The sequence below is a fragment of the Pseudophaeobacter sp. 1A16562 genome (genome assembly GCF_041008785.1).
Classification (GTDB): Bacteria; Pseudomonadota; Alphaproteobacteria; order Rhodobacterales; family Rhodobacteraceae; genus Phycobacter; species Phycobacter gallaeciensis_A.
Window position 1 is genome coordinate 106396 of sequence record NZ_JAXGFT010000011.1, and the last position, 14638, is coordinate 121033.

14 protein-coding genes and 1 pseudogene are annotated in these 14638 nt (G+C 60.0%); 11 read left to right on the forward strand and 4 right to left on the reverse strand.

Translation table 11 applies throughout. The features are described from left to right. Positions 1-21: 21 nt before the first annotated feature. Positions 22-1167, reverse strand: coding sequence for a CaiB/BaiF CoA transferase family protein (locus SM764_RS15930; RefSeq protein ID WP_152467193.1), 1146 nt, complete (start codon positions 1165-1167; stop codon positions 22-24). Positions 1168-1271: 104 nt separating this feature from the next. On the opposite strand from SM764_RS15930, the gene SM764_RS15935 reads away from it, so the two are divergent. From SM764_RS15935 to SM764_RS15980, 10 genes are all read left to right on the forward strand, one after another. Beyond that, the gene (locus SM764_RS15935; RefSeq protein WP_152467115.1) at positions 1272-1649 is read left to right on the forward strand and encodes a Zn-ribbon domain-containing OB-fold protein; all 378 of its coding nucleotides are present in this window, start codon (positions 1272-1274) and stop codon (positions 1647-1649) included. A 3-nt stretch (positions 1650-1652) separates the two neighbouring features. Then, entirely contained in the window at positions 1653-2804 is a 1152-nt protein-coding gene (locus tag SM764_RS15940) for a thiolase family protein (protein WP_152467116.1), read from the forward strand. Positions 2805-2827: 23 nt separating this feature from the next. Then, positions 2828-3685, forward strand: a complete 858-nt coding sequence (locus SM764_RS15945; protein WP_172975947.1) for a MaoC/PaaZ C-terminal domain-containing protein — start codon at positions 2828-2830, stop codon at positions 3683-3685. 10 nt (positions 3686-3695) lie between these two features. Continuing rightward, positions 3696-4832: a CaiB/BaiF CoA transferase family protein gene (locus tag SM764_RS15950; protein WP_152467117.1), complete on the forward strand. Its 1137-nt coding sequence runs from the start codon at positions 3696-3698 to the stop codon at positions 4830-4832. Positions 4833-4895: 63 nt separating this feature from the next. Next, positions 4896-5615, forward strand: a complete 720-nt coding sequence (locus SM764_RS15955) for a transglutaminase-like domain-containing protein (RefSeq protein WP_152467118.1) — start codon at positions 4896-4898, stop codon at positions 5613-5615. Continuing rightward, entirely contained in the window at positions 5612-6061 is a 450-nt protein-coding gene (locus SM764_RS15960; RefSeq protein WP_136340184.1) for a MaoC family dehydratase, read from the forward strand. The genes SM764_RS15955 and SM764_RS15960 overlap by 4 nt, the downstream gene beginning before the upstream one ends. Beyond that, positions 6048-7172 (forward strand): acyl-CoA dehydrogenase family protein, encoded by a 1125-nt coding sequence (locus SM764_RS15965; protein ID WP_136340185.1) that lies wholly within the window; start codon positions 6048-6050, stop codon positions 7170-7172. The genes SM764_RS15960 and SM764_RS15965 overlap by 14 nt, the downstream gene beginning before the upstream one ends. Beyond that, positions 7169-8320, forward strand: a complete 1152-nt coding sequence (locus SM764_RS15970; RefSeq protein WP_152467119.1) for an acyl-CoA dehydrogenase family protein — start codon at positions 7169-7171, stop codon at positions 8318-8320. Before SM764_RS15965 ends, SM764_RS15970 begins: the two co-directional genes overlap by 4 nt. A 28-nt stretch (positions 8321-8348) precedes the next feature. After that, on the forward strand, positions 8349-9158 hold the full coding sequence (locus SM764_RS15975; protein ID WP_028095226.1) for an enoyl-CoA hydratase/isomerase family protein: 810 nt from the start codon (positions 8349-8351) through the stop codon (positions 9156-9158). Positions 9159-9185: 27 nt separating this feature from the next. Beyond that, a complete protein-coding gene (locus tag SM764_RS15980) occupies positions 9186-10382 on the forward strand; it encodes a phenylacetate--CoA ligase family protein (protein WP_232237126.1) in 1197 nt (398 codons plus the stop codon). 225 nt (positions 10383-10607) lie between these two features. Here the strand turns inward: SM764_RS15980 and SM764_RS15985 are convergent, their stop codons facing one another. Beyond that, positions 10608-11585, reverse strand: a complete 978-nt coding sequence (locus SM764_RS15985; protein WP_168733229.1) for an FAD-binding oxidoreductase — start codon at positions 11583-11585, stop codon at positions 10608-10610. Here SM764_RS15985 and SM764_RS15990 point away from each other — a divergent pair. Continuing rightward, positions 11536-12057, forward strand: a pseudogene (locus SM764_RS15990) (SDR family NAD(P)-dependent oxidoreductase); the annotation flags it as partial. The gene SM764_RS15985 and the pseudogene SM764_RS15990 sit on opposite strands and share 50 nt — an antisense overlap. Before the next feature lie 146 nt (positions 12058-12203). Here SM764_RS15990 and SM764_RS15995 read toward each other — a convergent pair. Both SM764_RS15995 and SM764_RS16000 read right to left on the reverse strand, forming a co-directional pair. Beyond that, on the reverse strand, positions 12204-13370 hold the full coding sequence (locus SM764_RS15995) for an acyl-CoA dehydrogenase family protein (RefSeq protein ID WP_136340189.1): 1167 nt from the start codon (positions 13368-13370) through the stop codon (positions 12204-12206). A gap of 16 nt (positions 13371-13386) precedes the next feature. Then, a complete protein-coding gene (locus tag SM764_RS16000; protein WP_152467122.1) occupies positions 13387-14625 on the reverse strand; it encodes a thiolase family protein in 1239 nt (412 codons plus the stop codon). Between the last annotated feature and the right edge of the window lie 13 nt (positions 14626-14638).

A 14638-nucleotide genomic window follows, 5' to 3' on the forward strand; every position in this document is an offset into this window, starting at 1 on the left:
CACTTAGTTGCCTACCGTTTTTTATGAACAACGGCCGAACTCGGCGCGAAGGGCCTTGCCTTGCGCATCGAAGGCCGGGCAGGGGCCCAGTGCCGTTTCGCCGAGGCTGCGCCGGATCGGGGGGGTCGGGACGTTGATTTCACCGGAAGGCGTGCGAATTACGGACCGGTCAAGCTGGGGGTGACCGGACAGGGTCGCCACGTCGTTCACCGCGCCCGAGGCAATGCCCGCAGCGTCAAGCCGCTTCAGCATCTCGGCGCGGTCATGCGAGGCGAACACGTCCTTGATGAGAACTTCGAGCGCGGGTTTGTTTTCAATTCGCGACGTGTTGTCATGGAACCGGGGGTCGGTTGCCAAAGCCGCATCGCCCAGTATGTGTTCACAGAACCGTTGCCATTCGCCGTTGTGTTGCACGGTAATGACGACAAGCTGACCGTCCTTGCATTCATAGGCCCCGTACGGGCAAATGACCGTGTGGTTCAGTCCGACACGAGGTGTCGGCTTGCCAAGGTAATCGTGATACAGCAGTGGAACCGACATCCAGTCGGCCATCACATCAAACATTGCCACGGAAACGCCGCTGCCCTTGCCGGTGCGATCACGCCCGACAAGTGCTTCGCAGATTCCAGCATGGGCTGTCATACCGGTGGCGATATCGCAGACCGACACGCCCACCCGTCCTGGTCCGTCGGGTGTACCGGTCACTGATGCCAGACCGCTCTCGCATTGCACCAGAAGGTCATAGGCCTTGGCGTTGCGCATCGGGCCGTCTTCGCCATATCCGGTGATGTCGCAGGTCACTAGACGCGGGAAGCTCTCTCGCAGACTCGCGGAATCGAGCCCCAGCTTGGCCAGCGCGCCCGGCAGCAGGTTCTGAATAAACACATCTGCGTTTTCCAGCATCCTGAGCAGGATTTCACGGTCTTCGTCGGCTTTAATGTCCAAGGCGACCGATTCTTTGCCTCGGTTCAGCCATGTGAAATAGGCGCTTTCACCGTTGGCGGCGGTATCGTAGGCGCGGGCGAAATCGCCTGCGCCCTTGCGTTCGATCTTGATCACGCGCGCGCCGGCGTCGGCCAGCCGCGAGGAGCAAAAAGGCGCAGCGACTGCCTGTTCCAGCGCAACGACGAGTTTGCCGGAAAGGGGGGCTAAGTCTGAACCTGACATGAGTTTCTCTCAATTGATCCTGAAAGGTTGACTAAATCTAACAATTGTTAGAAAGATTATCAATACGCTTGAACAAAGACTGGGTCGCTTGAAGGAGAACGCCTATGCAGGATGCCAAAGGACCAGACCAGCTTTTCCAACGCGCGCTGGCAGAGGGAGAGATCCTGCTGCCCAAGTGCGACGACTGCGGGGCCTATCACTTTTTCCCGCGAGTCCTGTGTCCACATTGTCATGGCGCCGCGATTTCGTGGAAGCAGGCCACCGGCAAGGGACGGGTCTACACCACAACCGTCGTGCGCCGCAGCCAAAACCGCGGTGGCGACTACAACGTGTGCATGGTCGAGCTTCAAGAGGGCGTTCGAATGATGAGCCGGGTCGAAGACATTGCACCGGGTGAGGTCGCCATCGACATGGCTGTAACCGCTTTCGTGGGCGAGGCCGAGGGTGTTCCGGCCGTGCTCTTCAAGCCGTCGGAGGTATAAGTCATGACCACAGAACTTCGGGGGAAATCCGCCATCGTGGGAACCGGTCATGCCGGTTTCGGAGAAGCCCATGGCCTGACGGCCTATGATGTCATGGCGCAATCTGCGCTTGCGGCGCTTGGCGATGCCGGGCTGAAACTGTCCGACGTCGACGGGCTGTTCTGCACCATGATGGAAGACAGCATGCCGGCGCTTATGGCGGCGGAGTATCTGGGCATCCAGCCCCGTTTCATTGATGGCACGATGTCGGGCGGTTCGTCCTTCGTAAACTACCTGACGTCCGCGACCATGGCGCTTGATGCCGGTCTGTGTGATGTCGCTCTTATCGTCTATGGCTCCAACCAGCGCACCGCATCGGGCAGACTCGTGACCGCTTCACGTCCGCCGGCCTACGAGGCGCCATATAATCCGCGCTATCCGATCTCGGCCTATGCGATGGCCGCAGCCCGGCACATGCATGAATATGGCACCACCCGAGAGCAGCTGGCCGACGTGGCCGTTGCTGCGCGGGCATGGGCACAACACAACCCCGAAGCGTTCGAGCGCGGCCCGCTGACCCGAGAAGACGTGTTGGGCGCGCGCATGGTGGGCGATCCATTGACCGTGCGCGACTGTTGTCTTGTCACCGACGGCGGTGGCGCGATCGTGATGGTCCGCGCGGACCGCGCACGGGATTTCCCCAAGGTGCCTGTCTATGTGCTGGGCAGTGCGACGGCAAGCTCGCACCGGCAGATTTCCCAGATGAAGGATTTCACCGTGACCGCGGCCCGCGACTCGGGCGCGCGCGCCTTTGCGGCGGCCGGAGTGACCCCTGCGGATATCCAGGCGGTCGAGCTCTATGATGCCTTCACCATCAACACGATTTTGTTTCTCGAAGATCTTGGGTTCTGCGCCAAGGGCGAGGGAGGGGCCTTTGTCGAGGGCGGACGCATCGCGCCTGGCGGCGTCTTGCCGGTGAACACGAATGGCGGCGGCCTGTCCTGCGTGCACCCCGGGATGTACGGCATCTTCACAGTGATCGAGGCTGCTCGTCAGATCCGTGGCGACGCGCCGGGCATTCAGTCGAAGGATATCGACCTGGCGCTGGCGCATGGCAACGGCGGTGTGCTGTCCAGCCAGGTCACGGCGATACTTGGATCGCAAAACACGCTCTGACGGCAACTAAGGGAGGAAAGTAAATGCCATTGGATTTCGAGGCACTGTCGAACTGGGACTTTGAGGAAATCGAACAGACGCTGACCGAGCGGGATACCATCCTGTATGCACTCGGCCTTGGGTTCGGCGAGGATCCGACCGACAAAAAGGAGCTGGCCTATGTCTATGAGGACGGGCTCAAGGCAGTTCCCTCGATGGCGGTCATTTTGGGGTATCCCGGCTTCTGGCTGCGCGATCCCAAGACCGGCGTAAACTGGCAAAAAGTGCTGCACGGAGAACAGTGGCTCGACATCTACAAGCCGCTGCCGACACATGGCCGGATTGTCGGCCGCAGCAAGATCGACTTCATCGCCGACAAGGGCGAGGGCAAGGGAGCCGTCATTTACCAAAGCCGTGATATTATCGACGCGGACAGCGGTGAAAAACTGGCGCGCGTGGCGATGTCGGCTTTCTGTCGCGGTGATGGGGGGTTCGGCGGTGAGAACCAGGCAGGTCCGGCACCCGCAGTGCTACCTGACCGGGCGCCTGATCACATATGTGATATCGATACCCTGCCCCGCCAAGCCCTTATTTATCGTCTCAGCGGTGATTTCAATCCGCTTCACGCTGACCCGGATGTGGCCCGTTCTGTCGGGTTCGACCGCCCGATCCTGCATGGTCTGGCGACCTATGGGCTGGCGGCCCGGGCGATTCTAAAGACGTTGCTTGACTATGATTCTGCCCGGCTTGTCGGTCTGGATGTTCGGTTCTCGGCTCCGGTCTATCCCGGCGAAACCGTGCGGTTCGAAATCTGGGAAGAGGACGGCGAGGTCCGGTTTCGAGCGTCTATTCCTGCACGCGACGTGGTTGTTCTGAACAACGGCGCAGCGCGCTTCGCCTGAGGCAATGAAGATGGCTCAACCTCTCAAGGATATCCTGGTGCTGGATTTCAGCACCCTTCTTCCCGGTCCGATGGCGACGCTCATGCTGTCCGAGGCCGGCGCCGAAGTGATCAAGTTCGAACGGCCCGGAGTCGGCGAGGACGCGCGCCAAACCGAGCCCAGGATCGACGGAGAGAGCATCGGATTTGCCGTGTTGAACCACGGCAAGCGATCGGTGGCCATCGACCTCAAGTCAAGGGGCGCAGTGGAACGTCTGCGCCCTTTGATCGAGAAGGCCGATGTTCTGGTAGAGCAGTTTCGTCCCGGCGTGATGGACCGGCTGGGGCTTGGTTATGAAGCGTTGCGAAAGATCAATCCCGGTCTCATCTATTGTTCGATCACCGGCTATGGCCAGACCGGACCAAAGGCCAGCGCCGCCGGCCACGATCTCAACTACGTCGGTGATGCGGGTATCCTGTCGCTCAGTCGCGGACCGGATGACCAGCCAACAGCCCCGTTCGGGCTGGTCGCCGATATCGGAGGCGGAACCTATCCTGCGGTGATGAATATCCTGCTGGCCCTGATTGCGCGGCAGGCAAGCGGGCAGGGGACGCATCTGGATATCGCAATGGCCGAGGGGGCGTTCGCCTTTGCCTATTGGGCCCATGCCGAAGGTGTGATTGCCGGGCAGAACATCGAAAGCGGTTGCAGCCGTCTGACGGGTGGCCTGGCCCGTTATCGGCTTTATACGGCTGCGGACGGGCGTCAGATCGCCGTCGGCGCGTTGGAAGAAAAGTTCTGGCAGTCGTTCTGCGATGTCATTGGTTTGCCGGTGGCCCTTCGCGATGACTGGTCCGATCCAAATGCCTGTGCCGCAGAGGTTGCACGTCGTCTGAGGGAACACCCCTCGACCCATTGGGAGCCTTTGCTGGCTGCGGCAGATTGCTGCTGTTCGGTCGTGAAGACGCCCGCCGAGGCGGCGCGTGGCCCGCATTTCAAAGCGCGTGACGTGTTCGGGCGGACCGTAAAAATCTCCGGCCGGGACGCGCCCGCTTTGCCGCTGCCAATTGCCCCGGAGTTCCGTTCTTCCGGAAATTCGGTCGGAGTTGCAGCCACTCTGGGCGAAGACAATACGCGTTATGGCTTGGACCAACCAAAGACAGAGTAAATCCCGTTGACGGGCAGGTTTTGAATCGGTAATCTAACAATTGTTAGAAAAAAGGAGGGTCCAATGGACAAGTCTGACGATGACCTGCCGACTGAAGCTGAGCGTTATGTCATGCCATCGCGCTTTGTGGAAAGCGATAGCTTGGAAGTGCAGGGTTTCGTGACATCGGCTTTGCGTGATCTTCCTGTGGGCGCAACCAATCGAGATAAGGCGATCCGCCTGTTCGAAGCGGTGCGCGACGATATTCGCTATGATCCCTATTGTTTTGCGCTGGATGAGGACTCTTACCGTGCCAGCCGTATCGCTGGGGCGGAAGCGGCGTTTTGCGTTCCCAAGGCAATTCTTCTGGCGGCTTGTTTGCGTGCTGTGGGTATCCCTGCCGCTCTGGGGTTCGCGGATGTGCGCAACCACCTGAATACACCCAAGTTGCAGGAGTTGATGGGGACCGATCTCTTTATCTACCACGGCTATGTTCAGCTGTGGTTGGGGAATGAGGCCTACAAGGTGACACCTGCATTCAACATGGAACTGTGTGAAAGATTCGGGGTCAAACCCCTGGTCTTCGACGGCTATCACGACGCGCTCTTTCATGAGTTCGACGAACAGAATCACCGGCACATGGAATATGTGAACGACCGTGGTCTCTATTTCGACGCGCCGATGGGTGAGTTCCTGGTGGCGTTCAAGCAAACCTATCCGAAGCTGGAAGAATTCAACCGCATCCGAATATCCAAGGATGCGAGCGGATACGATGACGGTTTCGCAAAGGAGGGTGCCTCTTGAGGTATCTGGAAGACTTCTCGCCGGGCCAAGTCTATCGCTTTCGCAGCGCTCCGATGAGCGCGGATTCAATAAAGGCCTTTGCCAAGGAATGGGATCCGCAGCGGCTGCACACCGATGAAGACTATGCAACCGCCATACATGGCAGCCTGATCGCCTCGGGCTTTCAGACCATGCTTGAGGTGTTCAAGCCGGTCATGACCGAGATGATGGTCGATGTTGCCAATATCGGCGGCATGGGCTTTGACAATTTGCGCTGGCTGCGGCCTGTGCACCCGAACGAACCCCTTGATGTCGAACTGACGGTCAACTCGGTCACACCGTCAAAAAGCAAGCCCGACAGAGGTGTTTTGCACTATACGCTCAGCGCCAGAAACCCCGAGGGCGAGGTCGTTTTTTCGACCGACACCCCCGTGATGATCCAGCGAAAACAAAATGACACAAACTGATATCCTTTCCAGCGAACAAGAAGACCTTCGCCTGTTGCGCGAGAGCGTGCGCACGTTGTTTGAACGGGCGGGCGGAAGTGACAGAGCCCGACAACTCCGTGATGCCGGGGGCGGTTTCGATCCGGAGATGGTCCGGGAACTGGCCGAGGCCGGTGTTTTCGGCGTGGCGGTGCCCGAAGATCAGGGCGGGCTTGGCATGGGCCTAGCCGCCGGGGGTGTCATCGCCGAGGAAGTCGGCCGTGTGATTGCCCCGGAACCGGTCGTGTCGACGATCGGTCTGAGCCTCGGCCTTCTGCGCCGCCTTTGTCCGGATCATCCGAAGATGGCACAGCTCATCGGCGGCGAAATTTCATTGGCGGTTGCCTGGCAGGAACGCGGCCCCGACGGGGCGCCTGCCGATGCGACCTGCCGATACGCGGACGGAAAGCTGACCGGTAGCAAGGCCTGGGTCGTCGGTGCGATCGGTTCGCACGGGTTCCTTGTCGTGGCCGAACAGGATGATGGTCCGGTTCTGGTTCTGGCTGAGGCAGACGCGCAGGGGCTTGTCATCGACAAGCGGACGCAGGCGGATGGCAGCTCTCTGGGCGAGCTTTCGTTTTCGGGAACTCCGGCCGCGGAATTGGCCAGCAGCGGTGCGGTTCTCACTGCACTGGCCGAGGCTGTCGCCGATGCAACGGCGCTTGCCGCGGCCGAGCTTGTCGGCCTGAGCGAGCGCGCCTTCGAGATCACGCTCGACTACATCAAGACGCGGGAGCAGTTCGACAAGCCGATCGGATCATTCCAGGTCATCCAGCACCGTGCCGTCGACCTCAACGTGATGTGCGAGGTCGCGCAGGCCGGAGTGCGGGAGGCGCTTGCGCAGATGGACAGCGAAACCGATCCGAAGGTTCGGGCCCCGATTGCCAGCCGCGCCAAAGCGCGCGCCGTCACGGCCGCCAAGAAAATCACCCGCGACGCCATCCAGCTGCACGGGGCCGTCGGGTACACGGATGAGTTCGATATCGGGCTCTACCTGAACCGGGCGCTGGTGCTGTCGGCCTGGTTGGGCGACGATGCCTATCACAGGCGGATATGGTTCGAGGCACGCGAAGCAGAGGGGGCAGCACAATGACCGACTGGAACGCTATGACCGATGCAGAGTTCCGCAAAGAAGTGCGCCAGTTCTTCGAGGCGGAATATCCCGAGGAGCTGCGTCACCTGCCGCACCGACCGAAGTTCGCCGAGATCGAACATTGGCACCGCAAGCTTCACGCCAAGGGCTGGGTCGCGCCAGCCTGGCCCGCTGAATTCGGCGGTATGGGGCTGAACGCCGCCAAGTTGCTGATCTTTTACGAAGAGCAGCAGCGCTGGGGCGTCAATCGCGGCCGCGACATGGGCGTGCAGATGGTCGGGCCGCTGATCATCAAATTCGGCACCCAGGAACAAAAAGATTACTGGCTGCCGCGTATCCTGAGTTGCGAAGATATCTGGTGTCAGGGCTATTCGGAACCCGGCGCCGGGTCCGATCTGGCGAACCTGCGCACACGCGCAGAGATTGACGGCGACGACTTTGTCATCAACGGACAGAAGATCTGGACCACGATGGCGCATGACGCCACGCATATTTTCATGCTGGTGCGCTCCGATCCCGATGCGCCGAAGAAACAGCAGGGCATCAGTTTCCTGCTCGCTCCGATGGATCAACCCGGAGTCGAGGTGCGCACCATCACGACCCTGTCGGGCGAGACCGAGTTTTGCGAGGTCTTCTTTGACAATGCACGGACGCCCCGCGAGAACCTCGTGGGCGAGCTGAACAAGGGTTGGACGATGGCCAAGGCTCTCTTGAGCTTCGAACGCATTTTCATCGGTTCGCCAAGTCTGGCCCAGAACGCTCTGGGACAGCTTGAAAGCTTTGCCCGTGGCCGTGGCGCGTTTGACGATCCGGTGTTCCGTGACCGCTTTGCCCAGGCGGCACTGGATGTGGAAGATCATGCCGCGCTTTATGCCCGTTTTGCAGATCAGCTCAAACGTGGCGAGACGCTCGGTGCGGATGTGTCCATGCTGAAGATTTGGGTGACTGAATGCTTCCAGCGCATCACCGAGCTGATGATCGAAGCAGCCGGTCCCGATGGCGGCTCCATCGGGCCGCTTCAGGTCGGCAACGTAAGTGTCGATGTTCTGGCGAGTTTCTACAAGGCCAGACCTACCACGATCTACGGTGGATCGAACGAAATCCAAAGAAACATCCTGTCCAAGGCCGTCCTGGGACTGCCTGGCTGACTCAATACCCCACGGAGGAAATAGAACCATGTCGGATCGTTATGCAAAATACGATAAACTGAAATTTGACTACCCGGCGGATCGCGTCCTGCGCATCACGTTCGACCGGCCCGAGACATTCAACTCGGTCGATGCCGAAACCCACACTCAGATGACGGACATGTGGATCGATATCGACCGTGACCCAGACATCAATTCGGTCATCGTGACCGGTGCGGGCAAGGCATTTTCCGCCGGGGGTGATTTCAGCCTGATCGAAAACATGATTGGCAATTCGCACGAGATCATGAAGACGTGGAAAGAAGCCAAGGATCTCGTCTATAACATCATCAACTGCAACAAGCCGATCATTTCCGCGATCAATGGCCCTGCGGCCGGCGCAGGCCTTGTGGTTGCCATCCTGGCCGACATCTCGATCGCCGGAAAGAAGGCCAAGATTGTCGATGGTCATCCCCGCCTTGGTGTTGCCGCCGGTGACGTCGCGGCGATTATCTGGCCGCTGCTGACCTCGATGGCCAAGGCGAAATACTATCTGATGACCTGCAAGCCGGTGTCGGGCGAAGAGGCCGAGCGTATCGGTCTGGTATCAATGTGCGTCGAGGATGACGAGCTGCAGCAGATCGCGCTGGATACAGCCGTCGAACTGGCCAACGGCTCGCAAAGCGCGATTCGCTGGACCAAGTATTCGCTGAACAACTGGCTGCGCCAGGCCGGGCCGATCTTTGATGCGTCGACCGCGCTGGAGATGCTTGGCTTCATGAGCGAGGACGTCAAGGAAGGTGTGTTGTCGCACCGCGAGAAGCGCGCGCCGAACTTCCGTAAGGACTGCCCGCTTTAACGCCCGATTGGACGAGGAGGCATGGAAATGTCTGATGATATCTACAAAGATATAGCTCAAGCCTATGCCGCTGCGGCCGAAAAAGCTCCTGGCCTGAAATCGCGATTTACGGCTGCCGGATTCGATCCGGCAGCTGTCACATCGGTGGCGGACCTCTCGCGTCTTCCAGTGATGAAAAAAGAAGAGCTTCTGAAGATCCAGCGCGAGAACCCGCCCTTTGGCGGGTTCCTGGCCTCGGATCTGAAGGATGTCGGGCGGATCTACGTGTCCCCCGGCCCGATTTTCGAACCGGCCCTTTCGGACGGTGGCGGCCACGGCCTTGACCGGCTGTTCAAGGCGGCAGGCGTGGGGCCGGGGGATATCATCCTGAACACCTGGATGTATCATCTGGTGCCCGCGGGGCTTTTGTTCGACGAAGCGGCACAGGCCGCAGGCGCCACGGTGATCCCCGGAGGCGTCGGCAATACGGAGCTTCAGGCACAGATCATCGCCGAAACCGGCGTGACTTCGATCTGCGCTTCGACCGCGTTTTTCCTGACGCTGGCGGACAAGGTGATCGAAACCTATGGCCGCGACGCATGGAAGGTGAAGACAGCCTTCCTCGGCGGTGAGATGGGCGACTGGATGGCCAAGCGCCGCCGGATCGAGGCCGAATACGGCGTGTCCACCTGGGCCGCCTATGCCACCGCCGATCTGGGCCTTGTCGCCTATGAGGATGGCGGCGAAGGCTACCTGGTTCATCCCGACCGCGTGGTGCAGATCTGCGATCCGGTCAGCGGCGAACAGGTCGCTCATGGCGAACCTGGCGAGGTTGTCGTGACCGCGCGCGATGCCACCTGGCCGATGATCCGGTTCGGCACCGGCGACAGCGCCTTTGCCCTGGAAAGCAACGCGGATGGCACCGTCAGCCGGATTTCAGCATTGCAGGGACGGGTCGGGGCAGCGGTCAAAGTGCGCGAGATTTTCGTTTATCCGCGCGTGGTTGAAGAAGTTGTCATCGGCACGCCGGGCGCAAAGGCCGCGCAGGCCGTGGTAACGCGCGAGAACGATCGCGACATGATCCGCCTCTCGCTTGTGCTGGAAGACGGTGCCGACGCTTCCGCCGCAGAAGCAGCCGCCGCTGATACCTTCAAACTGCATGCACGAATTCGTGCTGACGAGGTGAACATTGTTTCGGAACTACCCGAAAATGCAGAACTGATCGTCAACCAAAAAGACCGCTGAGATCGGGTTCTGTGCGCTTTGCCTGAATCCGACCTTTTAGCCGACACTGGCACGCGGGTTTTCGTGGACCCAAGACTTTCAACTTGGCGAAGGTCTTGGGGATCCCGGCCCCGCGCGCCCGTGGGGTGTCGCGGAAAGCGGCACAGGTCAAACGTGGTCGAAATCGACTGTCAGTTTTTTGGTTTTCGGACGGGCCTGGCAGGTCAGGACAAAGTTCTCCTTCAACTACCAAGGCTCCAAAGCATAGTTCAGCGTCATCTCTGCCTCGCCTTCGATAACTTTGGCGCGGCAGGTGGAACACATTGCGCCCTTGCAGCAATAGGGTAGTTCGATACCTGCTGCGGCGGCGGAGACCACGCTTTCCTGATCAGGTGTCATCACAAAGCTGCGGGCGGTGCCATCATGGATCGCCGTGACCTGAACTCCTTCTCCAGTGGCGGCTTCCGCCGTAAGCGGCGCAAGCGTGACGGTGGCGGTATTGTCAGCATCGGCGGGAGCGAACAGCTCGTCATGAAAACGGTTCTCTTCAACGCCTAGGTCGCGGAGCGCGGTCTTGAGTTCCTGAATCATCTCGGCGGGGCCGCAAAGAAAAGCATCTTCTATTTCTGCCGGAGCGAACAGGGCACCGGAGAACTTGCGCAGCTTTTCCGCATCAAGCCGGCCCGAGAATAGTGGGGAATCGGTGCCTTCGCGCGTCAGTGTATGAAAAAGAGAGAACCGTCCGGGATAGGTATCCTTGAGATCGTTCAATTCGTCGCGGAAGATGATGGAACTTAGCGTTCGACTGCCGTAAAAAAGGATGAAGTTGGCCCCGGCCTCGGTGGCAAGCACCGAGCGGATGATCGAAATGATTGGAGTAGTTCCACTGCCCGGGGCCAGGGCGAGATAGGTGCGTGGTCCGCCTTGTCGTATCTTTGATCCGAATGTGCCTTCGGGCGTCATGACATCAAGTTCGGTGCCCGGTGGCAGTTCGCTATGAACGAAAGAGGAAAACGCTCCGCCTTCCAGCAGCTTGACCAGAACGCGCAACTCGCCATCGTCTCGGCCGGAGCTGACCGAATAGCATCGCCGCACACCATCGATATCATCGGCACGGCGCAGCGTGACGTACTGGCCCGGGATGAATTGATAGTCGTCCGCCAGATCTTCGGGATTGGGCGAGCATTTCGCCGAACTGCTGGCGGGGCAGGATGTCGACGTCACATTGGCCGCCCGCCGCGTCGCCCGCTTGTCTGAGCTTTCCGCAAAGATAGCGGCGGAAGGGGGGCAGGCCGATGTGATAGAGATGGACGTGGCGGACCCGAAGTCGGTGGAAGCCGCGCTGAAGGGACGGGTCTTTGACACTGTCATCAACAATGCCGGAACGACGGCATCTCTTCCCGCATTGGAACACGGGCCGGCCGAAATCGACGCGATCATAGACACAAATCTCAAGGGCGCATTTCATGTCGCACGTATCGCCGCCAAAGCGATGATTGATGCCGGACGCGGGGGCTGTATCGTCAATGTCGCCTCGTTTCTGGGCACACGGGTGGCCAGCCATGTGTCCGCCTATGCCGCGTCTAAGGAAGGGCTGATTCAACTGACCCGGTCTCTGGCGCTTGAATGGGCGCGGCATGGCATCCGGGTGAATGCCATCTGCCCCGGTTATATCGAAACCGACCTGAACCGTGAGTTTTTTGCCACTGACGCGGGACAGGCATTGATCAAACGCGTCCCGCAGCGCCGGTTGGGGCATGATCCGTTGGCCGCCCCCCCCGGACCGGGGGCCTACGATAAGGCGACCGGGAATCCCCGGCCGCAATTCTTAGAGTCACGATTTCAGAACGCGTTAAGCCCGGTCAGGTTGCGCCCGATGACCAGTTTTTGGATTTCGGTGGTGCCATCGGGAATCGGCATGACCTTTGCATTGCGGAAGTGCCGTTCAACGTCGAACTCTTTGGTGATGCCGTTGCCGCCGTGGATCTGCACCGCTTTGCCGGCGATTTCGACGGCCATTTCGGTTGCATACCATTTCGCCATCGAGGTCTGGGTGTCACAGCGCACGCCCAGGTCCAGAAGTTGCAGCCCGCGCTGGCACAACAGGCGCGCGGCATCCAGGTGCGTGGCCATGTCGGCCAGGTAGCCTTGAATCAACTGGTGCCCGCCAATCGGCTTGCCATGCTGCTCGCGTTCCTGGGCATATTTGACCGCACATTCCAATGCCGCCTGACCAATGCCGATGCTGGTCAGGCCAACAAACACACGCGCGCTCTCAAACAGTTTCAACGTCTGGAACAGGCCGCCGCCTGCATTACCCAGAACATGCTCGGCGGTGGTTTCCGCCCGGTCGAAAAACAATTCACAGGTCGATGCACCGACAAGTCCCATCTTGCGCAATTCGCGGCTCTCATAGTTGCCGGTGTCGCGGTCGACGATGACCATGGAAATACCGTCGTCCAGATTGCAGACAACGATGGCGAAATCCGACTGGGCCCCATTGGAAATCCAGAGCTTCTGGCCAGTGACGAAAATCTTATCGCCCTCTCGGTCCGCACGTGTCTTGACCTCGCGTACGTTCGAACCGACCTCTGGTTCGGAAATACAGGTGGCACAGATCCGTTCGCTGCGCAGGAGCGGCTTCAGATAGGCCTCTTTCTGCGCCACATTTCCCAAGAGGTTGACCGCGAACACGGCATGACCCTGAATCAGCACCGCGATTGCCAGATCGGCCCATATCCGGGCCAGTTCCTCGTATAGGATGCCATAGGTCATGCGGTCGATTCCGGCACCGCCTTCCTCTTCGGGGATCAGGCCGCTGATCAGCCCGAATTCCTCGACCTTGGCGAACAGGGACTTCAGGGTTTTCGCATCGGGGGGGTGGCCGAGGTTCTCGTATTTCTCGGCCAGCGGCGCGAACTCTGCCTCGGCCATCTTGCGGAAGTTTTCCAGCAACATGCGTTGCTCATCTGTATAGATTGCCTGAGCGGCGGCGATCACGTTTTCCATGGTTCGTCTCCTTGTTTCAACGGCCCAGAATGATGACGCAGGCGGCCGCTTCTTCTACCCCGTGCAACCCCCCGCCGTTTTCGGCGATGGCATTCTTTGCCCCTTCGACCTGGCGCGCGCCAGCTTCGCCGCGCAGTTGCGTGACCAGTTCGAAAACCTGCCCTATCCCTGTGGCACCGACCGGGTGGCCCTTGGATTCCAACCCGCCCGAGGGGTTCACCGGAATGCGTCCGCCGATCTTTGTCTCGCCGCGCAGACTGGCGGGACCGCCCTCGCCGAATTCGACAAATCCGAGGTTCTCGATCTGGATCACTTCGCCCACGGCCGTGGCGTCATGCACTTCGGCCACCGATATATCCTCGGGGCCGATCCCGGCCTGTTCATAGGCCTCAAGCGCGGCAAGCCGGGTCAGGTGGTTCTTGTAATCTTCCGGCGGACGATCGGTGCCCGAGCGCAGGATCGCGGCCTTGACCTTGATCGCGCGCGCGGGATCTAGGCCCAGACGTTTTATCCCCTCGCCGGTGCATAAAACGGCCGCAGCGGCCCCGTCCGAGATCGGGGCGCACATCGGCAGGGTCAGCGGATAGGTGATCGGCGGCGCGGCCAATACCTGATCGACGCTCATGGCTTCTCGGTATTGCGCCAGTGGATTATGCACGGAATGCGCATGGTTCTTGGCGGCGACGGCGGCGAACTGTTCCTGAGTTGTGCCAAAGGTCTTCATGTGCAGCCGGGCGAAGCCTGCGTAGACATCCATGAACACGCTGTAGGGCTTGGGCGATTTCGATCCTTCGGGTTCCTCGACCCCTGCACCCAGATCGGCCAGCCGTTGCGCGACCTCTTCGCTGTTGCTGACGTCCCAGCCGCTGTCGAAGGCCGAAAACATCAACGCACGGTCGTCAGAATACATCTTTTCGGCGCCCACGGCGAGACAGCAGTCGCCATTGCCGGCCTTGAGGAAATCGACTGCCAGTTTGAACCCGGTCGAGGCGCTGGCGCAGGCGTTTTCGACATTCACCACCGGAATGCCCTGAATGCCCATTTCACGCAGCGCGATTTCGCCGCGGATCATGTGCTGGCCCTCCATGTGGCCCTGCACCGCGTTCGAGAAGAATGCGCCGTCGATACGATCTGCCGTCACTCGGGCATCGGAAAGCGCGGCGGCGACGGCCTCGCCGGTCATGTCCTTGATGGTTTTGTCCCGGAACTTTCCGAACGGCGTCATCCCGACGCCAACGATGTAAATGTCCTGCATCGTTTGTCCTCCT